The sequence below is a fragment of the Acidithiobacillus sp. genome, from assembly GCF_049965315.1.
Taxonomy (GTDB): Bacteria; Pseudomonadota; Gammaproteobacteria; order Acidithiobacillales; family Acidithiobacillaceae; genus Acidithiobacillus_B.
Window position 1 is genome coordinate 1 of record NZ_JBMFWL010000003.1, and the last position, 20,750, is coordinate 20,750.

At 61.3% G+C, this 20,750-nt stretch carries 19 protein-coding genes and 1 tRNA gene; 9 read left to right on the forward strand and 11 right to left on the reverse strand.

All coding sequences use genetic code 11. From position 1 onward, the window contains the following. The 3 genes from ACP5MM_RS01425 to phoB form a co-directional block, all read right to left on the reverse strand. On the reverse strand, positions 1-298 hold a 298-nt coding region (locus tag ACP5MM_RS01425; RefSeq protein ID WP_427933991.1), incomplete at its 3' end, for a substrate-binding domain-containing protein. A 110-nt stretch (positions 299-408) separates the two neighbouring features. Next, positions 409-1,746 (reverse strand): phosphate regulon sensor histidine kinase PhoR, encoded by a 1,338-nt coding sequence (gene phoR / locus ACP5MM_RS01430; protein ID WP_427932238.1) that lies wholly within the window; start codon positions 1,744-1,746, stop codon positions 409-411. Then, on the reverse strand, positions 1,743-2,474 hold the full coding sequence (gene phoB / locus ACP5MM_RS01435) for a phosphate regulon transcriptional regulator PhoB (protein WP_427932240.1): 732 nt from the start codon (positions 2,472-2,474) through the stop codon (positions 1,743-1,745). The genes phoR and phoB overlap by 4 nt, the downstream gene beginning before the upstream one ends. Positions 2,475-2,566: 92 nt before the next feature. Between phoB and ACP5MM_RS01440 the strand changes: the two genes are divergently transcribed. Continuing rightward, positions 2,567-4,162, forward strand: coding sequence for a hypothetical protein (locus tag ACP5MM_RS01440; RefSeq protein WP_427933992.1), 1,596 nt, complete (start codon positions 2,567-2,569; stop codon positions 4,160-4,162). A 58-nt stretch (positions 4,163-4,220) separates the two neighbouring features. Here ACP5MM_RS01440 and ACP5MM_RS01445 read toward each other — a convergent pair whose 3' ends face one another. The 3 genes from ACP5MM_RS01445 to ACP5MM_RS01455 all read right to left on the reverse strand — a co-directional run bounded on the left by ACP5MM_RS01445 (position 4,221) and on the right by ACP5MM_RS01455 (position 6,454). After that, positions 4,221-5,066: a YhjD/YihY/BrkB family envelope integrity protein gene (locus ACP5MM_RS01445; protein ID WP_427932244.1), complete on the reverse strand. Its 846-nt coding sequence runs from the start codon at positions 5,064-5,066 to the stop codon at positions 4,221-4,223. A gap of 93 nt (positions 5,067-5,159) precedes the next feature. After that, a complete protein-coding gene (gene hda, locus ACP5MM_RS01450) occupies positions 5,160-5,903 on the reverse strand; it encodes a DnaA regulatory inactivator Hda (RefSeq protein ID WP_427932246.1) in 744 nt (247 codons plus the stop codon). After that, positions 5,900-6,454: a CDP-alcohol phosphatidyltransferase family protein gene (locus ACP5MM_RS01455; protein ID WP_427932248.1), complete on the reverse strand. Its 555-nt coding sequence runs from the start codon at positions 6,452-6,454 to the stop codon at positions 5,900-5,902. The genes hda and ACP5MM_RS01455 overlap by 4 nt, the downstream gene beginning before the upstream one ends. 168 nt (positions 6,455-6,622) lie before the next feature. Here ACP5MM_RS01455 and ACP5MM_RS01460 point away from each other — a divergent pair, with 168 nt between their 5' ends. From ACP5MM_RS01460 to ACP5MM_RS01475, 4 genes are all read left to right on the forward strand, one after another. Next, positions 6,623-7,240, forward strand: a complete 618-nt coding sequence (locus tag ACP5MM_RS01460; RefSeq protein ID WP_427932250.1) for a superoxide dismutase — start codon at positions 6,623-6,625, stop codon at positions 7,238-7,240. A gap of 198 nt (positions 7,241-7,438) precedes the next feature. Then, positions 7,439-8,476 (forward strand): phosphoribosylformylglycinamidine cyclo-ligase, encoded by a 1,038-nt coding sequence (gene purM / locus ACP5MM_RS01465; RefSeq protein WP_427933993.1) that lies wholly within the window; start codon positions 7,439-7,441, stop codon positions 8,474-8,476. Next, complete coding sequence (gene purN, locus ACP5MM_RS01470) at positions 8,469-9,131, forward strand: phosphoribosylglycinamide formyltransferase (protein WP_427933115.1); 663 nt, start codon at positions 8,469-8,471, stop codon at positions 9,129-9,131. Before purM ends, purN begins: the two co-directional genes overlap by 8 nt. Next, positions 9,131-9,910: a competence/damage-inducible protein A gene (locus tag ACP5MM_RS01475; protein WP_427933994.1), complete on the forward strand. Its 780-nt coding sequence runs from the start codon at positions 9,131-9,133 to the stop codon at positions 9,908-9,910. The genes purN and ACP5MM_RS01475 overlap by 1 nt, the downstream gene beginning before the upstream one ends. On the opposite strand, the gene ACP5MM_RS01480 is transcribed toward ACP5MM_RS01475, so the two are convergent. Beyond that, positions 9,907-10,359, reverse strand: coding sequence for a DUF2147 domain-containing protein (locus ACP5MM_RS01480; protein WP_427933112.1), 453 nt, complete (start codon positions 10,357-10,359; stop codon positions 9,907-9,909). The genes ACP5MM_RS01475 and ACP5MM_RS01480 overlap by 4 nt on opposite strands. A 214-nt stretch (positions 10,360-10,573) precedes the next feature. On the opposite strand from ACP5MM_RS01480, the gene ACP5MM_RS01485 reads away from it, so the two are divergent. Together ACP5MM_RS01485 and ppk2 are read left to right on the forward strand one after the other, a co-directional pair. Next, a complete protein-coding gene (locus tag ACP5MM_RS01485; RefSeq protein WP_427933110.1) occupies positions 10,574-11,965 on the forward strand; it encodes a dihydrolipoyl dehydrogenase in 1,392 nt (463 codons plus the stop codon). Beyond that, entirely contained in the window at positions 11,937-12,761 is an 825-nt protein-coding gene (gene ppk2, locus ACP5MM_RS01490) for a polyphosphate kinase 2 (protein ID WP_427933108.1), read from the forward strand. Before ACP5MM_RS01485 ends, ppk2 begins: the two co-directional genes overlap by 29 nt. Before the next feature lie 213 nt (positions 12,762-12,974). Here ppk2 and ACP5MM_RS01495 read toward each other — a convergent pair whose 3' ends face one another. Then, the gene (locus tag ACP5MM_RS01495; protein ID WP_427933995.1) at positions 12,975-13,928 is read right to left on the reverse strand and encodes a hypothetical protein; all 954 of its coding nucleotides are present in this window, start codon (positions 13,926-13,928) and stop codon (positions 12,975-12,977) included. Continuing rightward, positions 13,919-14,308, reverse strand: coding sequence for an ArnT family glycosyltransferase (locus ACP5MM_RS01500; RefSeq protein ID WP_427933996.1), 390 nt, complete (start codon positions 14,306-14,308; stop codon positions 13,919-13,921). Before ACP5MM_RS01500 ends, ACP5MM_RS01495 begins: the two co-directional genes overlap by 10 nt. On the opposite strand from ACP5MM_RS01500, the gene ACP5MM_RS01505 reads away from it, so the two are divergent. Further along, positions 14,282-16,819: a bifunctional YncE family protein/alkaline phosphatase family protein gene (locus ACP5MM_RS01505; protein ID WP_427933997.1), complete on the forward strand. Its 2,538-nt coding sequence runs from the start codon at positions 14,282-14,284 to the stop codon at positions 16,817-16,819. The genes ACP5MM_RS01500 and ACP5MM_RS01505 overlap by 27 nt on opposite strands. A gap of 182 nt (positions 16,820-17,001) precedes the next feature. Here ACP5MM_RS01505 and rnr read toward each other — a convergent pair whose 3' ends face one another. Further along, positions 17,002-19,236, reverse strand: coding sequence for a ribonuclease R (rnr, locus tag ACP5MM_RS01510; protein WP_427932369.1), 2,235 nt, complete (start codon positions 19,234-19,236; stop codon positions 17,002-17,004). A gap of 37 nt (positions 19,237-19,273) precedes the next feature. On the opposite strand from rnr, the gene ACP5MM_RS01515 reads away from it, so the two are divergent. Further along, positions 19,274-19,360 (forward strand) — tRNA-Leu (locus ACP5MM_RS01515). Between the two features lie 92 nt (positions 19,361-19,452). Here the strand turns inward: ACP5MM_RS01515 and ACP5MM_RS01520 are convergent. Then, positions 19,453-20,742, reverse strand: coding sequence for an adenylosuccinate synthase (locus ACP5MM_RS01520; RefSeq protein WP_427932371.1), 1,290 nt, complete (start codon positions 20,740-20,742; stop codon positions 19,453-19,455). Positions 20,743-20,750: the final 8 nt, after the last annotated feature.

Below are 20,750 nucleotides of genomic sequence, written 5' to 3' on the forward strand. Positions count from 1 at the left end.
CGATGATCACCGCCGGAAACTGGATGAGGTTGTCCTTGCTCAGATCTTCCGGCTTCAAGGGCATGTCGCTGTTGGCAAAGGCCACCGTCCTGGCCTTGATCTGGGCGATCCCGCCACCCGAGCCGATGGCCTGATAATTGACGGCGGTGCCCGTTTTCTCCTTGTAAGTCTGTGCCCATTTGCTCATGACCGGGTAGATGGCGGTTCCGCCGGCAGCGGACAGGGCGTCCGCCTGGGCGAGGGCCGCCACGCCCAGGCCGGCGAGTCCTATTCCCAAGGTGATGGTTTTCAGCATCATGATGCACGCTCTCCATGTGAGGTAAATTATTGTTACTGCGGTTACTAGCATAGCGGATCAATGTGACACTTTGATGACAGCGCCGAGCCTCCTTTGTCTTCCCCCACGGCTCACCCGGCATCGGGCGTCGCCCCTGCCAGGGCCAGGGGGCGGGCCATTTGCAGTGGAAAGCGTGCCGTAAAACGCGAACCACGGCCCAATTCGCTCTCCACTTCGAGATACCCCTGGTAGCGCTCCACGGCATGCTTGACGATGGCGAGGCCGAGTCCGGTCCCGCCAAGTTGGCGGGACCGGCCCTTGTCCACCCGGTAAAAACGCTCGGTAACGCGATGAAGATGCTCCGGGGCGATGCCATCACCGGAGTCGCTGACCGCAAAGCACAGGCCGTTGTCCCGCCTTTCCCAGACAATCTCGATCCGGCGGCCGCTGGGGGTATATTTCACTGCGTTTTCCAGCAAGTTGCGAACAATGCTGCCGAGGTCGATGGTTAAAGCGAAGATACCCAGCCCATGATCCATACGTAGCGTGAGGATCAATGCCTTGGCGCTGATCCGGTCTTGCAGGGCACACAGGTAATCATCCACCAGGCCCGCCACGGAAACCGTTTCACACTCGTGCGGATTGACTCCTGCCGTTTCCATGCGCGCCAGGGTCAGCAGGTCCTCCACCAGGGATTGCATGCGCAGGGTCTGCTGCTCCATGAGCTTCAGTTGCGGGCTCACCTCTGCATCGCCCCCCAGGGGGCCGTCCAGGAGCGTTTCCACAAAACCACGGATTACCGTCAACGGACTGCGCAGTTCGTGGGACACATTGGCCACGAAGTCCTGACGCACCATTTCCAGGTGGCGGATGCGGGTAATGTCGCGGAAAATGATGAGGGCTCCGGCATCGGCCAGCGGGTAGCGCAAACCTTCCAGGAGGTGCTGAGGATTGGCCGGGGCGGGCATCTGAATGCTGCTGGTCGCCTCCCCGGCCACAAAACGCTGCATCTGCGGCGTGCGCAACCAGTAGCGGAGCGGCTTGCCCATGTCCTCCGGCCATTGCAACTGCAGGAGTTGGGTGCTGGACTGATTCACCCAGCGCAACTGGCCGCGGCCATCCAGGAGCAGCACCGCGTCCGGCATGGCCTCCAGGGCGTCCCGCAACTGTACGATCTGGGCAGTGAGCTGACGATGGACCGTTTCCTGATCCCGTCGCCAATGGTATCCGGCGGCAAAGGTTTCTTCCCAGATGCCCGCCGCCAGGGGCGGCAGTACCGCGCGGGGCTGCTGAAACCATGCCGTGAGATGGAGCAGTTGCTGGCGGTGCCAGCCCACCCACAAGGCAAGCAGGAGCCCGAGGACCGCAGGCCAGATGATGGCGCCCCAGGAGAGGGGCGAGAGGAGCAGCGACAACAGGAGCGGGAGCCACAGGAAGAGGGGGAGAGCCCAGGCACGAATGCTTTTCACGGCGCTCCCCGATCATCACCGCCCGTCACCTGACCGCGACAGCGATACCCCTCCCCGCGCACCGTTTCAATGATATGGGCATAGCCGTATTTCTCCAGGCCGCGGCGAAGACGGCGGATATGCACATCCACGGTGCGCTCTTCCACATAGATCTGCCGGCCCCAAATCTGATCCAGCAGCAGTTCCCGGGAAAAGACCCGCTCGAGGTTGGCCAGAAAGAGCCGCAACAGCCGGAACTCCGTCGGCCCGAGGTGGACCTCGGTTTCTCCGGCATAAACGCGATGGGCGCGCAGATCCAGATGGAGCTCACCCAGCCGCAGCCGACTCGTTGTCATTTCACCATAGGCACGGCGCAGCAGGGCGTTGACGCGCGCCACCAACTCCCGCGGCGAAAAAGGTTTGGCCAGATAATCATCCGCCCCGGATTCGAGCCCGTGAATCCGGTCCGCCTCCTCTCCCCGCGCGGTCAGCAGGATGATGGGCAATTTCTTGTAGGCCTCGCGGCGGCGCAGGCTTCGGCACCAGCCCAAGCCGCTCTCGCCGGGCAGCATCCAGTCCAGGATCAGGATCTGCGGTTCCCACTCGCCCAGGATCGCCTCGGCCGCCTCCACACAGTCGGCGCAACGCACCTCAAAACCCTGACGCTGCAAACTCATGCGCAGCAACTCCTGGATACCCTCCTCATCCTCGATCACCAGAATGCGCGACGGAATCTTCTCTTCGTCCATGGGGTCCTCACTGCCGGTATGCGGGCATGCCTTGGCATTCTTGCGAATGCGCCTAATAATGCCAATGAATGGCCAATAAGGGAAAGGGTTTGATGAACCGGGAGGATGCCTGGAAGGAACGCTTGGTCACGCCGGAGCAACGCTCCTCCTGGTGGCGACCGCTGCGCTGGCCAAAACCGGAGGCGAGCGCGGATATCTCCACCCTGAACGCCGTCATTGCGGCCCTTGCCGACATCAATCTGCGCGCCATGGAGCCCGGACGCCGCCTGGGCGGGGCGACGGCATATCTGGCCATGGCGCGCAGCCTGCTGGCCAAACAGGGCCAGCATCTCTGCAACCCTGACGACGATGCCTTCTGGCATGCGGTGATACGCCTGCTGAAAACATTGCGCCTATCCTTTTATGTATCCATAAAGGATGGCGCTGATAAATCAATGATGAACAATGCGATAGGATCATCATTGGAAGTGATTTATTATTTGTTCAGGCTCCATGCGGAGCGCCGCCAGGAACTTCCCTCCGGCATTATCTGGGGAGAAGGCGGAGCCCTGATGCAGGGAGCGGCCGAGCTGGGCCTGATTTCCGCCGATGGCAACGGCCAGGATGGCTTGGGCTACGCCATTCGCCGTTTTTTCACCCTGCTGACGTTGTCCTTCATTTGCGACCCCGCGCACCTGCCGCGCCAGCAGATCCGCTGGCTGGATCCCTGGCTGGGCGACTACGTCGATGCCGTCCCCTTTCGTCTGGAAGCCGGGCTGATCCCCGACGCCGAACGGGAAAGCAGGCATCCTTACCGTTTTGCGGTGGCCCTGGAAGCCGAACAGGGGCCGATGCATCTGGGTGCCCTGGGGCCGGATCACCCCTGGTGGCAGAAAGTGCGCCCTCCCCAACCCTGCGCGGTCTTTGACACCCAGGCACTGGCAGCGGCCCTGGGCGAATCCGTACGGCAATTGCGCGACCCCAACGGTCTGCACCGCACCCATCCCGCCCTCGCGGCCCTCCCCGAAAAACACCGCCTCGCTTTCTTCATGAACGTGCGCGCCGCATTACTGCCTTGGCGGCGCAGCCAGGATCGCCTTTTGGCCAATCATCTGCCCATCCGCCTCCATTCCGACTTCGCCCATAGCTATCGCCATTTTGCCAGCACCTGGACCCAGCGCGGCGACTGGCAAGTCCACGATCTCATGGAACCTGCTCCAGGGGATATTCACTGGTATATCGTCGACTGGAACGGGGACGGTCTCCTCTTGCGCGGTCCCGGATCGATGGCGTCCCTGTTGCAGCCCGGGGCTTTTCTGGGCCTTGAACAACTGCTCCGCGGAGAGATCAGCCACCCGGATATCGCTCTGACGGTGCGCAATTTGTTGGTTGAGGTCCGCTGGCTGCGGATCAGCCGGCAAAGCGAGTTGTTGATGGGGGTGAGGCGCCTGGGGGATAACCCGGTATCGGTCCAGGTGACGCCGGATGGTCGGAATGGCCCATCCTGTCCAGCCTTGCTGGCGCGCCTGGGGCATCGAGAGGTATTGATTCTGGCGGCGCGCATCGGGTCGCCGGAAGGCATCATCGAAATCCGGCTGGGAGATCGGCAATGGATCAGAAAGCTTGGGGTGGTATTGCGCGAAGCCCCCGACTTTTGTCAGTATTTCCTGCAGCGCTCCGCTGACGGATTGAGCATTCTTGCGGAATGACCACTGGTTGACGCTGCGCAAAGCCGCGTCGCTCCCAATCCCTCTGCGACGCATTTGGTCATGCCGTGCGCTGCTTTTCACCGCAACTGGCGGCCATTTCACCACCAAACAAAACGCTGGCCCAGGCGACATAAATCCACAACAGAAAAACCGGGAAAACGCCCAGCGCGCCATAAATCGCCTGAAAGGTGGAAAACTCCAGATACCAGGCAAAGCCAATCTTGCTCAGTTCGAAAAGCGCCGCAGCCGACAATCCGCCCGCCATGGCATCCCGCCAGCGCACCCGGGTTGCCGGCAACCCATGATAAACGGCGGTGAGGACCATGGTTTCCACCAGGAAGGCGAGGACGATGGTAGCCAAAGGCGGCAGCGTCGGGATGGGTACTATTTGCGCCAGCATGGGCTGCAGAGGGAGCAGCAAGGAGGCCACAAAGGCGAGACCGGTGGGGCCGAGGACCAGTATTCCGACATAGCGCAAAAAGCGGCACCACCAGCAGCGCGGATGCACCCGCCAGATGGCATTGAGGTGCCGCTCCACCGCATGCAGCAATAAAATGGCCGTTGCTGCCAGGCCCAATACGCCGAAAATCCCCAGTTGCGCCCCGCGTGCGGCCAGGGTATCGATATGGCCCAGGATGGCATTGCCGGTTTGCGGCAGGAAGTTCTCAAAGATATACCGGGCCAGTTGCGCGCGATCCAGAGGCCCAAAGCCGACCCGATTCCACAACCAGAGCACTACCGCCGCCAGCGGAATGATCGCCAGCAGGGTGGTATAGGCAAGCAGGGCGGCGCGGTCGATGCAGTCATCCTGCCAAAAGCGGCGCCAGGCGCGGAGAAAACAAGCGGGGGGGCGGACGAGCAGCCAGCGCCGCAGCGTTTTGCCCCTTGCCCTGCGATCCTGCATCTGGCGGTCCTCTCGCACCCGCCCCTCTTCTCCCCCCCCCGCCGTCCCGCATTTCGGCAAAAACCGGGCTTGCTTGCTTCGGGGCAGTAGCCTTCACCTTGATGTCCCCTCCGCCAGATGTGCGCCCTGTCCGGCGGCCGTCAGGCAGGAACGGATGAAGGGGATGCTCAGTTCCCGTTGCCGGGCCCAGGACCGATTGTCCAGTTGATCGATGATCTGCTCCAGTTGACCGAGATCGCGTGTCCAGTGGCGCAAGAGATACTGAGCGGCGTCTTCGCGCAAAAAAAGACCACGTTGCCGGACCATTTGCTGGAGGATGCGCAAGCGCTGGTCCTCATTGGGCAGATGCAGGGCGTAATGGAGGCAGGCACTGCAGCGGCTGCCCCAGTCCGCCAGTTGCCAGGGGGCGCTGCGGGGACCCAGCCGCCCGGCGATGAGCAGGGGACGCTGGCTCCGCAGCCGCTCGTTATAGAGTGCGAAGAGCAACTCCTCCCAGGGCCTCTGTCCGGCAACGGCATCGACGCCATCCAGGCACAGCAGGACGGCGGAACCGAGGCTGTGCAACCCGTCCTGGACCGAGGGCGCGGGGCCGTGCCGGGCCCATTCGGCCAGGTCCAGATAAGGCGACCACGGATCTGCCGCCAGCGCCGCGCCCTGGAGCAGATGGCTCTTGCCGCTTCCGCCCGGCCCCGAAAGGTAGAGACAGCGGGGCCCCGGATTGCCCAGCATCTGCCGCACCGCAGCGACGGCCTCCTCGTTGCCCAGGGTGGAAAAGTGCTGCAGCAAGGGTTGTGGCCGCAGACCCAGGGGCAAGACCAGTTGCCCGTCGGTGCTCATGGGCCGGTCGTGCCTTTTTCCTGGGCGATGGCCTTGCGGCTCCATACCCAGACATACTGCAAACCCGACGAGAGGGTGCTTGCGGCCGACGCGACAAAGAAAATCATCAATAAACCTGGATATTGCCAGCCGCTCGCCGCATGGAGCAGCACCAGCACGATCAAGAGGAATTGCACGACCGTATTCACTTTGGAAAGGCGGGTCGGCGCAATCTCGATGGCCCCGATGAGCAACTGATAAGCCATGCTGCCGCCGATGATGAGCAGATCCCGGGAAATGATCAGCACCGTCAGCCAGAGGGGCAGGAAACCCAGCCAGGTCAGAGTGATCACCGCCGTCACCACCAGCAATTTGTCGGCAATGGGGTCGAGGATGGCGCCCAGGCGCGTTTGCTGGTGGAAGCGCCTGGCGATCCAGCCGTCCAGGCCGTCACTGAGCGCAGCGATGAGGAAGATTGCCAAGGCCCAGCCGTAACGCCCCTCCACCAGTGCATAAAAAAGCACCGGCACCAGGAAGAGCCGCAGCATGGTCAGCATATTGGGGACGTTCATGGACGTGACGCTAGGGGAGCAGGGCGAACCTGTCAAGAATGAAACGGCATGGATGCCGCCTCACCCGGCGCCGTCCGCGCTGGAGACCGTTTGCAGCTTCCCTGGGCAGCGACTATAATTCATAAATGTTTTGCATTGTTCTAGTTTTGAACACAAGGAGAGTGAAGGATGACCGACTACAGCGTACGCGAGGAATTGAAGCCCGGCGATCTTGATGGCATATCCGTTGCCCAGATCAACGATCATTGGGGTCTTTATGTTGGTTATGTAAATCAAAGCAATGCGTTGCGCAAAGAACTCGCGGAATTGCGCGCACAGGGCAAAACCGCCTCCCTGGCCTATGCCGATCGTCGCCGCCGCTTTGGCTTCGAGTATAACGGGATGGTTCTGCATGAGTATTACTTTGCGCAACTCAAAGCGGGCGTGACCGTCGAGCAGGCGCCGGGATTCAAGGCGGCCATTGTGGAGCAGTTCGGCACTTTCGAGGCCTGGCACGAGGACCTCATGTCGGCGGCCAAGAGCCGCGGCATCGGCTGGGCCATCTGTTATTATGATGGCACGACGGGGCAGATCAACAACCACTTCATCCAGTTGCACGAAGACGGCAATGTCGGCGGCTTTGTGCCCCTGGTCATCGTCGATGTCTTCGAGCATGCCTATATGGTGGACTGGAAGGCCCTGGGGCGCGCCGACTATCTGGCGGCCATCCACAAGAACATGAACTGGAGCATCGTGGAGGCGCGCTATCAGGCCGCCAAAAGCGGGCAGATCTTCAAGCGCTTCTGAATACGGATGGATGACCTGCGCTGGCAGGTACATCCCGGCATCGGTACCGGGGCGGCCTTGCCGCTCCTTTTTTGTGGCTGATGGACACTCCGCGCACACTGCCCCAAGGCCCGCGCCCAAAGCACCCCGCGTTCACCCTTTTGACAGGGGCTGGGCCTGTCCATAACATGCAGGCATTGGATCCCCGTTGGAGCACGCATGAGTTCTCGACCTCCCCTTAGCTACCACGCCGCCGGCGTGGATATTGATGCCGGCAATGCCCTCATCGAGCGCATCAAACCGCTGGCGCAAAGCACCCGGCGCCCTGGAGTCCTGGGCGGATTGGGCGGATTTGGCGGCCTTTTTGAAGTGCCCAAGGGCTTTCGGGAGCCAGTCATGGTATCCGGCACGGACGGCGTCGGCACCAAGCTGCTCCTGGCCCTGGAGGCCGGCCGGCACGACGGGATCGGCATCGATCTGGTGGGGATGTGTGTCAACGACATCCTGGTGGCCGGGGCCGAGCCCCTCTGGTTCCTGGATTACTATGCCTGCGGCCGCCTGGAGGTGGATGTGGCCGAACAGGTCATCGCCGGCATCGCCGAGGGCTGCCGCCAGGCCCATTGCGCCCTGCTGGGCGGCGAAACGGCGGAAATGCCGGGCATGTACAGCGGGGATCACTATGATCTGGCAGGCTTTGCCGTGGGTATCGTGGAGAAATCCGAGATCCTTACGGGGGCGCGCTGCCAGGAAGGGGATGCGGTGATCGGCATTGCGTCTTCGGGGCCCCACAGCAATGGCTATTCCCTGATCCGCAAGATCCTCGCGCGCAGCAATGCCGATCTGCAAGACCGCGTCAACGGGCAACCCCTCGTGGAGACCCTGCTGGCCCCCACGCGGATTTACGTGCGGGCCATCAACGCCCTGCGCGCCGCCCTTCCCGTTCACGCCCTGGCGCATATCACCGGCGGTGGCCTGGTGGAGAACCTGCCCCGCTCCCTGCCCGCCCATCTGGCCGCCGAGATCGATGCCGGGAGTTGGGAACGGCCGGCCATCTTTCATTGGCTGCAGGAGCAGGGAGCGGTGAGCGACGCGGAAATGTGGCGGGTCTTCAATGGCGGAGTGGGCATGGTTGCCATGGTCCCCTGGGAATCCCGCGAAGATGCCCGAAAGATCCTCGAGGACGCGGGAGAAAGGGCGTACCGCATCGGCCGCCTCCTGCCCCGTGGTAAAGGCCCGGGAGTACGTTTTCTTGCCTAAGCGCCTGGTAGTGCTCGTTTCCGGGCGGGGCAGCAATCTGCAGGCGATCCTGGGCGCCTGCGCCAGCGGGCAAATCCCCGCCACCGAGGTCGTGGCCGTGATCAGCAACCGTCCGCAGGCGCCGGCCTTGGCGCTGGCCGCGGCGGCAGGGATTCCCGGCCGTTGCGTAGACCATCGCCGCTTCGCCGATCGCAGCGGCTTCGACGCCGCGCTGCGTGCCCAGATTGACGAGTTTGCGCCTGACCATGTTGCCCTGGCCGGCTTCATGCGTCGGCTCACACCGGAGTTCGCCCAGCATTACGGGGGCCGCATGGTGAATATTCATCCCTCCCTCCTCCCCGCCTTCCCCGGTCTGCATACCCATGCCCAGGCCCTGGCCGAAGGGGTAAAGCTCCATGGCGCCACGGTACACTTCGTGACGGCCGATCTGGATGCGGGCCCCATCATCGTCCAAGGCGCCGTTCCGGTCCTGGCGCAAGACGACGTGGATAGCCTGGCGGCGCGGGTCCTGGCGATGGAACATCGCATCTACCCCCGGGCCATCGCCTGGCTGGTGAGCGACCGCCTGCGCCTGGAGCAGGGAAAGGTCACCATCGACGGCGAACAGGCTGGTGAACTCCCATCTTGCATCTGGCCCGGCACGGAGGATCAGTGATGACGGCGGCCCTCGGCATCGTCGTGATCGGCACCGAGATCCTGCGCGGTAAACGCCAGGATGCCCACTTCGCCCGCACGCGCCGCCAGCTCGCCGCCCGCGGTTACGAAGTGGCTTGGTGCCTGGTCGTGCCCGATACGGCGGATATTCTGGTGGATCAGCTTCGTTGGGCCATGGCGCGGGCGGAGCCCGTCTTCTCTTTCGGCGGCCTCGGCGCCACGCCCGATGACCTCACCCGCGCCTGTGCCGCTACCGCCGCCGGCCTTCCCCTGCGGCGGCACCCGGAAGCGGAACAACTCATCCGCGCCCAGTTTGGTGCCGCCGCCGAACCCGTGCGGGTCAGGATGGCCGACCTGCCCGATGGCGGCACGCTGATCCCCAACCCCATCAACAAGGTACCGGGATTTTCTCTGGGGAAACAGCACTTCTTCCCCGGTTTTCCGCAAATGGCGGAACCCATGAGCGAATGGGTGTTGGCGCAATACTATCCGCCCCGCGCAGGGAACGTGGAGCAGCGGATTCTCTTGCCGGGTGCCAGGGAAGGAGAACTCGTTCCGCTCATGGAATCCTTCTGCGCCACCCATCCCCGCATCGCCTTTTCGAGTCTGCCCAGCCTGCGCCAACATGGCATGCAGCTTGAGCTCGGCGTGGCGGGCCTCCCGGCGGATGTCGCAAGGGCCATGGCGGATCTCCAGCAACGCCTGCGGGCGGAAGGGCTGACCATTGTCCCCCTCGACGATGCAAGCTCCCATGAGGAAGCGCCGGAAAGCGCAAGTTAACCATCCTGGTCATAAGGGCTCCACTCCCCTTCCCGCCCCCGCACCTTGGTCCAGATCGTCTCTCCGCCCAGCCAGCGGAAGCCGACATAACCGTAAACCTGGAGCCGATCGGGGCTCAGCAAGGTCAGAATGCCCTGAAAATGCGTTTTGTTGTCCGGATCGTAGATGGTGCCATTGGCCCAGACACCGGGACGTTGCGGCAGGAAGTGCGCCAGTATTTGCGGCTGACCCGCGGCTTCGGCCTGCTGCACGGAATCCGCCGGCTGGGCGACGCTCTGCCCGAAGTATGCGCCACCCTTGCCATAAATCCGGATATAGGCATGCCCATGGGCCGTTTGCCAGACACCCAGGAGTTCCCGATCCAGACCGCTCGCCTGGGCCCCTCCCATTCCCGGAAGAAGGCAGGCCAGAACGACGCCCAAAAGACTGCGCAAGATACATTGCGTCACCGGTCCAACCCTCTCGGCAAACTCTCCCCCTTTTCCGACCCCATTTCCTCCCTTATTCGTTTTTTTTAACCGCAATCCATCGGTATTGCAAGTCATGGCCCCGCCCCGCCTTGCGTCGTCGTCCCTTCCTACTATACTTTCAACGAGCAAAGGGGTGGCTGTATTGCCGTATATCACAGTGGCGGTTTGCCGGCCGTTACGGAGGTAGTAACGCATGACGATGCAAAGGGAAACCGTGGATGTCCTGACCATTGGCGCAGGCGGCGGGGCCTATCCCGCCGCCTTTCGCTTGGCCAGGGCCGGATTATCCGTGGTGATGACGGACCCCAAGGGGGTAATGAGCGGCAACTGCCTCTATGAAGGCTGCGTACCGTCCAAGGCCATTCGCGAGACGGGAGAGATCCTGGAGAGCCAACGCCGTTTTGCCGATTTGGGCCTCTCCGGGCAGGTGCAGGTCGATTACCCGCGCATGGTGGCCCATAAGGACGCCATTCAGGCCCGCCGCTATGCCCAGCATGCCCAGGAACTGGCGACCTGCCCCAATCTGCAGTTGATTCCCGGCAGCGCCCGTTTTATTGACCCGCATACCGTCGCCGTGGCCACCGGGGAGGGCGAACGCCGCTTTCATTGCCGGCATGTCATTATCGCCAGCGGCGCCGACGTCTTTGTCCCTCCCATCCCCGGCGCCGAGCACTGTCTCACCAGCCACGACCTCTACAAGCCCGACCCTGTCCTCAAAATCCTGCCCAAGCGCATGGTGGTGATCGGTGGCGGCTATATCGGCCTGGAGACCGCCTCTTTTTTTGCCGCCTTCGGTACCCGGGTGGTGCTGCTGCAAAAAGGTCCGCAAATCCTGTCCGGTATGGACCCGAACATGGTCGCAACGCTGCTGCCCCTCCTCAGCCCCAACATCGAGATGATCCTGAATGCCGATGTGGAGCGGGTTGAGGCACGGGGCTCCCAACGGCGGGTCTATTATCGGCAGGGGGGGGCCGAACAGCAGGCGGAAGGCGATGTGGCGCTCATGGCTGTGGGCCGCCATCCGGTGATTCCGGCGGGGACGGCGGAGATCGGCATTGAAGTCGGAAAGCACGGCATCGTCGTCGGCCCATCCCTGCAGACGCGATTTCCCCACATTTACGCGGCCGGCGACGTCAACGGCCAGGTACCGCTTTTCCACGCCGCCGTGCGCCAATCCCTGGTTGCCGCCCACAATATTCTGGGCGGGGATCGGGCGCTGGATTACGCCGATTTCCACCATGTCCCGACGACGATCTTCACCCTCCCGGGAGCGGCCTATATCGGCCTGACCGCCACCCAGGCGGCGGCCCAAGGAATGGAGGTGATTGCCGGCGCTTACGATTTCAGCGAAGACTCCCGGGCGCAAATTCTCGAAGCCATGGGTGGCGGCATCCGGCTGTTCTTCGCCCCCGGCAGTTTACGCCTGCTGGGCGGCTGGATTGTCGGCATCGACGCCGGCCAACTCATCGGCGAAATCGGTTTGGCGGTAGCCAAGGGCTTGACCGCCCATGACCTGGCGGCCTTCGCCGATCAGCATCCCATGAGTGCGGAAGGGATTGGCAAGGCGGCACGAAGCATCTTCTGAGAAAGGAAACGCCATGACAGACGAGCAACATCCGGAGCAGGGAAAATCGCTCTACAAAAAGGAACTGCGCGCCTTGCAGATCGAGCTGGTCAAACTTCAGCGCCACCTCATCCGCCGCAATGACAAAATATTGGTTCTCTTTGAAGGCCGCGATGGCGCGGGCAAGGATGGTACCATAAAGCGCATCACCGCCCATCTCAGCCCGCGGGAAACCCGTGTGGTGGCGCTGAGCAAACCTTCGGACCGGGAAGAAAGCCAATGGTATTTTCAGCGTTATGTGCCGCATTTGCCGGCAGCTCAGGAATTCGTCCTGTTTAATCGCAGTTGGTACAACCGCGCCGGCGTTGAACGGGTCATGGGTTTTTGCAGCGATGAGCAGTATGAGGAATTCATGGCCGAAGTGGTGGATTTTGAAGGCATGCTTCTGCGTTCGGGACTGCATTTTTTCAAGGTTTACCTGGATATCTCAAAAAAAGAACAAAAAAAGCGGCTGGCGGATCGGGAGAAAGATCCTTTGAAACAATGGAAAGAGAGCCCCATCGACCAAAAAGCCATCAAACATTGGGACGATTACAGCCAGGCCCGCAACGCCATGTTCGCCCGCACCCATACCGCCCTGACCCCGTGGACCATAGTCCATGCCGATGACAAGAAAATAGCCCGCATCAATGTCATCAAGGGATTATTGAGCAGGCTCACCTACGCCGATAAAGACGAAAACCTGGTATTGCCCGACAATGATATCATCTTCGACTACGATGCCGCCTATCTGGACAATGGCATGATCGCGCCCTAAGCATAATATTATTCGGCTGGATAAGATTACCGGATTTCGTTTTCTTTATATCGAAAGGGGGATGGTTCTATTTCGCGTTACAAATAGAGTCTCGTCCCACAACAACCCGTGAATCTTGGCTAGACCTGGGGAGGCATGAATCAATGGGATCTGTGCGGGCGTATTGGCGCGATGGCATCGCCGCTTCTCTCTCTAATGATTCTGGGAACCATTCTATGTTTTCGGCGTGATGCGCAATAGGGCGATTTTTTCGTGATCATAGATCTCATATCGGGTCATGACGGTCTGAAAGCGATACGATGCCGGTATGTTGACGCTGACCCGAGAGACATCTGTTGCCGGGCAAACCAGATAAACCGTTCCATTCCTGAGGATTTGAGGCAGTTCTGCCAGGTGTTGCAAATGATGGATTGGCATGGCCTCCCGCCCGGCATAGAAAAGAAAATTGGGCTGAAACCATTGCCAGGAAGCAAGTGTGTAGGGTTGATCACCTTGCACCAGGGCGATCCTTTCCCCCATACGCCGGGACGGTTTTACCTTATTGGCCATCGGTGTAATGGCTAGGACCAGCAAGGCTGCCAAGGTAATAGCGCCAGCGCCCAAGGTGATCAGGACTCCGGTCCAGCGCCCGCGCCGAGCAAAAACCATGGCGATCACGGCCACCAGCATGAAAGGCAGGCCCACCATCGCCATGGAAGGGAGATGAGGCTCCAGGCGGGGGACGATCCACCCAGCAAATATCGTCAGTGCCAGTCCTAAGAAGAACAGCGTCCCCAATGAAATCATTGCACCTCGTTGGCCGGGTATCAACTGGGCAGAAACTATTTTTTGAAAATGGGCTGCCAGCAGTACGAAGAGCGGTGGGTAAACCTCCCAGACATAGCTTGGCAGTTTGGTCGCCGAGAGGCTGAAAAAAGCAACCCAAGTGATCGCCCAAATGAGCATGAACGTATCGGCTGGGCACTCCATGGACAACCGGCGGCGGCGTGCCCACAAGGCCGTGAAGGTTTGTGGCAAAAAGACGGACCAGGGAAGCATTCCCGCAAATATGCTGATTAGGTAATAAAACCAAGGCCCATGATGCCCCTGCATGCTCTTGTTAAAACGCCCGATGTTTTGTTGAATGAGAAAAGCACGATCCCACCGCCAATGGGTTTCTACTCCCACGGCCACATACCAAGGGAGCATGACCAAGAAAAATATGGGAAGCCCCGACGCCAGCCTGCCCTCCCGCCAGAGGAACGCCAGGTCGCGTCGCGCAAGGAGGAAGGCACAATGATCAACCCGGGCAAAAGAAAACCGATGGGCCCCTTGTCTAGAGTGGCCAATGCCATCGCTGCATAGGTGATGAGGAGATCGCGTGTGCGCTCTTCGGGCAGAAGATACCCGCGCAGGTAGGCCAGCAAGGCGATGGTCACGCTAAGGATAAGCAGCGGATCCGGGGTCGCGCCGCGAAAGATGACCGTGCTGTGCAGCGCCGTCGCTGTACAGAACCCGGCTATCAGCGCACTACTCTCACCATGGCCAATGGCGCGACGCGCGCACAAACCATCACGTCCTATGCGCAGGGTTCCTTACAGCATGAGGGAGAGGTCGCTGCCTACCAAAAGGCGCCTCCTGCCCAAGCGCCTCGACCAGCGAACGTGACCGACGTGCGCGGCGCCATGATCGGTCATCAGAGTTTTTTCCAGGGGTTGGCTGCGGGCCCGGATCACACCTTCTATGCCGCTGGGGGCGATAGCAATGACGTGGCGGCCTTCACCATGAAAGAAGGCACACCCATGTTGTTGCGGCGTTACCCACTCACTTGGCAGTCTTTTCCCAAGAATCAGTATCCATACCAATATCAGGGCCATCACGTCGGCAAACCCCGCCTCTTTTACCCCGATGCGGTCGTCGTCGGTCCGCTGGATAAGCACTTGTATGTGACCGGCATGCTGGCCAACAGCCTGGCGCGCATCGATATTCAAACGGGGCACACCGACTATCTCAACGTCGGCCCCTACCCCTTTGCCGTCACCTTTGCCGATGGCGGCAAGCGCCTTGTCGTCAGCCTCTGGGGCGGTAATGCCGTAGCCATCGTCGATCCGCACGGCAAGAAGCTCCTGGGCACGGTGCGCGTCGGGCCTCCTACAGGTCCCGATAACACTCAGGCCGGCGTGCATCCCACTGCACTGGCGGCGGTGCCGCACTCGCCTAACGTGTTTGTGGCCCTCGCTAACATTGATCGCATTGCCGAGGTGGATACTGCCGATCTACGGGTCAAAGGCTTCATCAATGACGGCCCTTATCCTGATGCGCCTCCGGGCAGTTATCCGGATGGCCTGACCATTGCCAATGGCAAACTCTTTGTCGCCAATGCCGGCAATAATGACGTTGCGGTCTATAACGATCAGACCGGTAAGGGCTTGGGGCTCATTCCCACAGGTTGGTACCCCACCGCGATCACCCATACCCAAAAAGCGTTATACATTGTTGCGGCCAAAGGACTGGGATCCGGGCCAAACGTGGAGCACCAATGGGTAGGCAACATGATGGATGGTCTGGTGCAGAAGGTGAATCTCCGAGATTTGACATTTCATCTGCCGGCCTGGACCCAGGAGAGTCTGTACAATGACGGATTTACGCCCGCGCAGCGGGCCACGCGCCACGCGGAGGATGTCAAGACCAGCGCATTTCTCCGCAAGCACATCCATTATGTGGTCTTCATTCTGCGCGAGAACAAAACTTTTGATGAGGACTTTGGCGATTATAAAGCGGCAGGAGCCTGGGCGGATCCACAGTTGGATCTCTACGGGCCCAAGGAACTGCCTAACCTGTATAATTTGGCCCATGACTATACGCTCTTTGTGAATTTCATGGCCGACGGTGAGGTGACCGCCCAGGGCCATCAGTGGACTACCGGCGCTTCGGACTCGGACTTCGTGCAGCGCACCTGGCCGGAGTACTACTCAGGGCGCGGCCTGGTGGCCAATCCGGGCTGGACGCAGTCCCTCATTCCCGGCGGAGCTGCGGGTACCGGGGGAGTCCCCCTCGGCGTGGACGACCCCTACGCCATTTACAAAAACCTTTCGGCCCTTGGCAAATGGTCCAATCCCTGGATCAGCTATCCAGCGCGCCTCTTTCTCTTCAACGACCTGCTGGGGCACAAGGTCCCCTTTGAGGACTTCGGGGAATTTGTCTCGCGTTCCGAGGCGGGCAATATCTCCAAGGCCATGAAAAGCCACCTGGCCACCGGTTTCCCCGGCTGGGACCGCATGATCCTCGACACCTATCGGGAGAAAATGGCCGAAAACTGGCTCAAGGCCCATCCCGGCGCCCGCTTCCCCCATTTCATCTACATTTGGCTGCCTGACGACCATACCGCCGGGCGCTCGGCGTGCTACTACAATCCCGACTATTACGTCGCCAACAACGACCATGCCACGGCCAAGTTCATCCACTACCTCTCCACCACCCCGGAATGGCGGCACATGGTGGTTTTCCTCACCGAGGACGATGCCCAGTCCGGCGCCGATCACATCAACGCCCATCGCACCTTCGCCCTGGCCATGGGTCCCTGGGTGAAAAAAGGCTTCCTCGAAAGCAATCTCTATTCACAGGTCAATATCCTCAAGACCACCGAAGCCATCTTCGGCCTGCCGCCCCTGTCCCAGTGGGATCAGAATGCCAGCGTGTTCTCGGGGATGTGGACCGACCATCCGGACTTCACGCCCACCAAGGTCCTTCCCATGCAGGTGCCCGTCACCTTCAATGCGGGAAAATGCACCCACTACACCCTGCTGCGCCGCGAGGCGGGAGTCACTGGGCATGCCCTGTCTCCAGACTGGTATCAGGCCCATCAAAGCAGCCATGGAGCCAGTTTGCCCGCTCCCCGCAAGACCCAGGCATACGCACCCACCACCCTGCTCAAGGTCCCCGGACCAGAGCAGATGAAACAGGAATGGATTGCGGCCAAAGGAACCAAGGCCTATGCGCGGGAGATGCGCTACCTGAAGGCCTATGCGCAGGCCCGACACGCCCCCATGGCCGCCTATCAGGCAGGGGAAGCGGAGTGATGCTGCCATGCCCTTTAACTGAAAAGCGGGGTTATATCGCAACAGGCTGCATGGAATGAACGGCAATGGCGGAAGATCATTCCCTACCAGCCTTCATTCGCTGCAAACATAGTGCGTTGTCAATGCGGCTTTCGCCGCGAATACCTGAGAGACAGACAACACTGGGCAATGGCAGGCGCCTTTCACTTGCTCTTACGGCTACGCCTCTTTTTCGGGCTCTCCGCGGTATCCGTCACCCGCTCGAAATCGATCTTGCGCTCATCCAGATTGACGTTCGCCACCCGGACGATGATGTCATCGCCCAACTGGAAAGTCTCCCGGGTGCGCTCACCAAGGAGGCGGTAGTGCTGGGCGTCGAAATGGAAATAATCCTCGCCCAGGGTGGATATATGCACCAGCCCTTCCACATAGACCTCGCGCAGCGCCACGAACAGACCAAAGCCGGTCACACCGGTAATGATGCCCGTATAGACCTCGCCAACCTTGTCCAGCATGAACTCGCATTTGAGCCAGTTCACCGCCTCCCGGCTGGCCTCGTCCGCCCGCCTTTCCGTCATGGAACAATGCTGGCCCAGGTCCTGTAGGGCCTTTTTGGGTATCCACCGGGATTGCTCCGTGCCCCCCTCCTCCAGCAAGGTCTGGATGCCGCGATGGACCAGGAGGTCCGGATAGCGGCGGATAGGCGAGGTAAAATGGGTATAAGCCGGAAAGGCCAGACCAAAATGCATCCCCGTATCCACCGTATAATAGGCTTGGGAAAGACTGCGCAGGACCACCGTCTGGATCAGGCTGGCATCGCTGCGCTCCCGGGTCTGCTCCAGGATCTGGGCGAGATCCGCGCTGCGCGGGCGCTCGGGCAGACGCACCGGCACCCCCAGCTCACTCAGGAAGCGGCGCAGGTCTTCCAATTTGTCCACGGAGGGCTCGGGATGCACCCGGTAGAGCATGGGCATCTCATGGATGCGGAAAAACTGCGCCGCGCAGACATTGGCCGCCAGCATGCACTCTTCAATGATGCGGTGCGCCACATTGCGGGTCAGGGCCGCAATTCGCTCGATGCGCCCCTCCTCGTTGTAGATGATTTTGGTTTCCTGGGTATCGAATTCAATGGTACCCCGCCGCTCCCGCGCACGGGATAGGCTTCCATACAGGGCCCGCAAGGCCTCTATGTGGGGCACCATCTCCCGATCCTGCTCGCGCAATTGGGCATCGCCATCGAGAATGGCGGCCACTTCATCATAGGTGAAGCGCCGCCGCGAGCGCATGACTCCCCGTGCAAAGCGGAAGCGGAGCACCTCGCCATCCCTGCCCACGTCCATCTCGCAGACCATGCATAGGCGGTCCACATGGGGGTTGAGGGAACACAGGCCATTGGAGAGCACCTCCGGCAGCATCGGTATCACCCGCCGGGGAAAATAGACGGAATTCCCCCGCGCCTGGGCCTCCAGATCCAGCGCGCTCCCGGGGCGCACATAGGTCGCCACATCGGCAATGGCCACCGTCAGCCGGAAACCCTCGGAACTTTCCTCGGCATAGACGGCATCGTCAAAGTCCTTGGCATCGGCACCATCGATGGTGACCAGCGGCAGATGGCGAAAATCCCGACGGCCCTCTTTCATGGCCTCGGGAACCTCCGCGGAAAATTTCGCGCTTTCCGCCAGCACGGCCTCGGGCCATTGATGGGGCAAGCCGTAGTTGCGTACCGCGATCTCCACCTCCATGCCCGGCGCCATGTGTTCGCCCAGGACCTCCACCACCCTTCCCTGGGGCACATTGCGCCCTTCGGGGTAGTGGGTAATCTCCAGGATCACGATTTGCCCGTGGACCGCCCCGCCGCAGCCGCCTTCCACCACGGCAAATTCCTGGGCAATGCGCCGATCTTCGGGGATGACATGGTGCACCCCCTCCTCGCTGTAGAGGCGTCCCACCACCTGTTTCACCGCCCGTTCCAGGACTCGCACCACGGCACCTTCGGTGCGGCCGCGGCGGTCCTCGCCAATGGCCCGCCCGAGAATGATGTCCCCATGGAGGACCTTGCGCATTTCCCGCGGCGAAAGGAAGAGATCCTTGCCGCGCTCGTCGGGAATGAGAAAGCCGAAGCCGTCGGGATGGGCGCTGACCGTCCCGCGGATGAGTTCCATGGCTGCGACGATGCCATAGGCCCCGCGCCGATTACGGACAATCTGCCCGTCCCGCTCCATGGCGCGCAAGCGGCGGCGAAGCGCCTCCAGGTCATCTTCCACAACATCGAGATCGCCGGCGATGCTCTCCAGGGTCGCCGGTTTTCCGGCCTCCGCGAGATAGCTCAGGATGTATTCGCGGCTGACGATGGGGCGTTCGTATTTTTCTTTTTCCCGGCCGTACATCGGATCGCGTTCGCTGAGCGACGCGTCCTTGGGGTTCTGTGTTTCCGGCATTGACAAATGCTCCTCAATTGATGAAAATCCGTTCCACGCCGAGGTGGCGGAATTGGTAGACGCGCTAGGTTCAGGTCCTAGTGGGCGAAAGCTTGTGCTGGTTCGAGTCCAGTCCTCGGTACCAAAAAGTAAAGGGTAGGCGTAACGCCTGCCCTTTTTTATGGGCGCTGCCGGAATGCGCGGTACAAGTCGCACACACTGCGCAACCCTCCATGATCAAAGCAATTCAGCGCGCAAAATGGTGTCTTCCCGGTCCGGACCCGTGGAAATAATGGCCAGGGGACGCCCCACCAGTGCGGCGACGCGCTCCAGATAATGGCGGGCATTGACCGGGAGATCCTCCCAACGCCGTGCGCCCGCGGTGGATTCCTTCCAGCCGGGCAGCGTTTCATAAATCGGTTCGCAGGCGGCCAGGGCCTCCGCCCCGCAGGGCAGATCTTCCCGGGCCACGCCATTGACACGATAGCCCACGGCCACCTGGATCTCGCTCAGGCCGTCCAGCACATCGAGCTTGGTGATGCACAATCCGGACACCCCGTTGACCCGGCAGGCCGCGCGCAGGGCCACCACATCGAACCAGCCGCAGCGCCGCGCCCTGCCGGTGGTGGAGCCGATTTCCGCTCCCCGTTCGGCAAGATAAATGCCGGTCTCGTCAAAAAGCTCCGTCGGGAATGGCCCGGAACCGACCCGGGTCGTATAGGCCTTGGTGATCCCCAATACATAGCCCAACGCCTCAGGCCCGACACCGCTGCCCACGGCCGCCGCCGCCGCCACGGTGTTGGAGGAAGTGACGAAGGGATAGGTACCGTGATCGACGTCCAGCAAGGTGCCCTGGGCGCCCTCGAAGAGGATGCGGGCACCGCGCTCCTGGAGATGGGCCAGACGCAGGGAGACATCGGTCACCATGGGCGCCAGGCGTTCCGCCAGACTCAGATAGCGTTCCAGGATGGCATGGAAATCTTCGGGTTCCTGGCGGAAGTAGTGCTGCAGGACGAAGTTGTGATAATCCAGCGCCTCGCCCAGTTTGGCGGCAAAGCGTTCCCGATGGAAGAGATCCGCCACGCGCAAGGCCCGGCGGGCCACCTTGTCTTCATAGGCCGGACCGATGCCGCGGCCGGTGGTGCCGATCTTGCCCGCCCCCTTGGCCAGTTCCCGGGCCAGATCGAGGCTCTTGTGATAGGGCAGGATCAGCGGACAGGCGGCGGAGATGAAGAGGCGCTGGGCCGCGTCTGGGACCACCTCCCGCAGGGTATCCAGTTCTTCAAAAAGCGCCAGGGGATCCAGCACCACGCCATTGCCGATATAGCACTCCACGCCGGCATGGAGGATGCCCGAGGGAATGAGGTGCAGGACCGTCTTGCGTGATCCGATCACCAGTGTATGCCCGGCATTATGGCCGCCCTGAAAGCGCACCACCGCCTGGCAAAGCTCCGTCAGCCAGTCGACAATCTTGCCCTTGCCTTCATCACCCCATTGGGTGCCCACGATTACGAGATTCTTTGCCATAACACGGA

Bases quoted from the DNA above. Each gene is read 5' to 3' on its own strand.
- ACP5MM_RS01475 (WP_427933994.1), top strand. From the start codon at position 9,131: ATGACGGCGGCCCTCGGCATCGTCGTGATCGGCACCGAGATCCTGCGC.
- ACP5MM_RS01455 (WP_427932248.1), bottom strand. From the start codon at position 6,454: ATGAACGTCCCCAATATGCTGACCATGCTGCGGCTCTTCCTGGTGCCG.
- purM (WP_427933993.1), top strand. From the start codon at position 7,439: ATGAGTTCTCGACCTCCCCTTAGCTACCACGCCGCCGGCGTGGATATT.
- ACP5MM_RS01520 (WP_427932371.1), bottom strand. From the start codon at position 20,742: ATGGCAAAGAATCTCGTAATCGTGGGCACCCAATGGGGTGATGAAGGC.
- ACP5MM_RS01445 (WP_427932244.1), bottom strand. From the start codon at position 5,066: ATGCAGGATCGCAGGGCAAGGGGCAAAACGCTGCGGCGCTGGCTGCTC.
- ACP5MM_RS01460 (WP_427932250.1), top strand. From the start codon at position 6,623: ATGACCGACTACAGCGTACGCGAGGAATTGAAGCCCGGCGATCTTGAT.
- ACP5MM_RS01485 (WP_427933110.1), top strand. From the start codon at position 10,574: ATGACGATGCAAAGGGAAACCGTGGATGTCCTGACCATTGGCGCAGGC.
- ACP5MM_RS01440 (WP_427933992.1), top strand. From the start codon at position 2,567: ATGAACCGGGAGGATGCCTGGAAGGAACGCTTGGTCACGCCGGAGCAA.
- ACP5MM_RS01505 (WP_427933997.1), top strand. From the start codon at position 14,282: ATGGCCAATGGCGCGACGCGCGCACAAACCATCACGTCCTATGCGCAG.
- hda (WP_427932246.1), bottom strand. From the start codon at position 5,903: ATGAGCACCGACGGGCAACTGGTCTTGCCCCTGGGTCTGCGGCCACAA.
- phoB (WP_427932240.1), bottom strand. From the start codon at position 2,474: ATGGACGAAGAGAAGATTCCGTCGCGCATTCTGGTGATCGAGGATGAG.
- rnr (WP_427932369.1), bottom strand. From the start codon at position 19,236: ATGCCGGAAACACAGAACCCCAAGGACGCGTCGCTCAGCGAACGCGAT.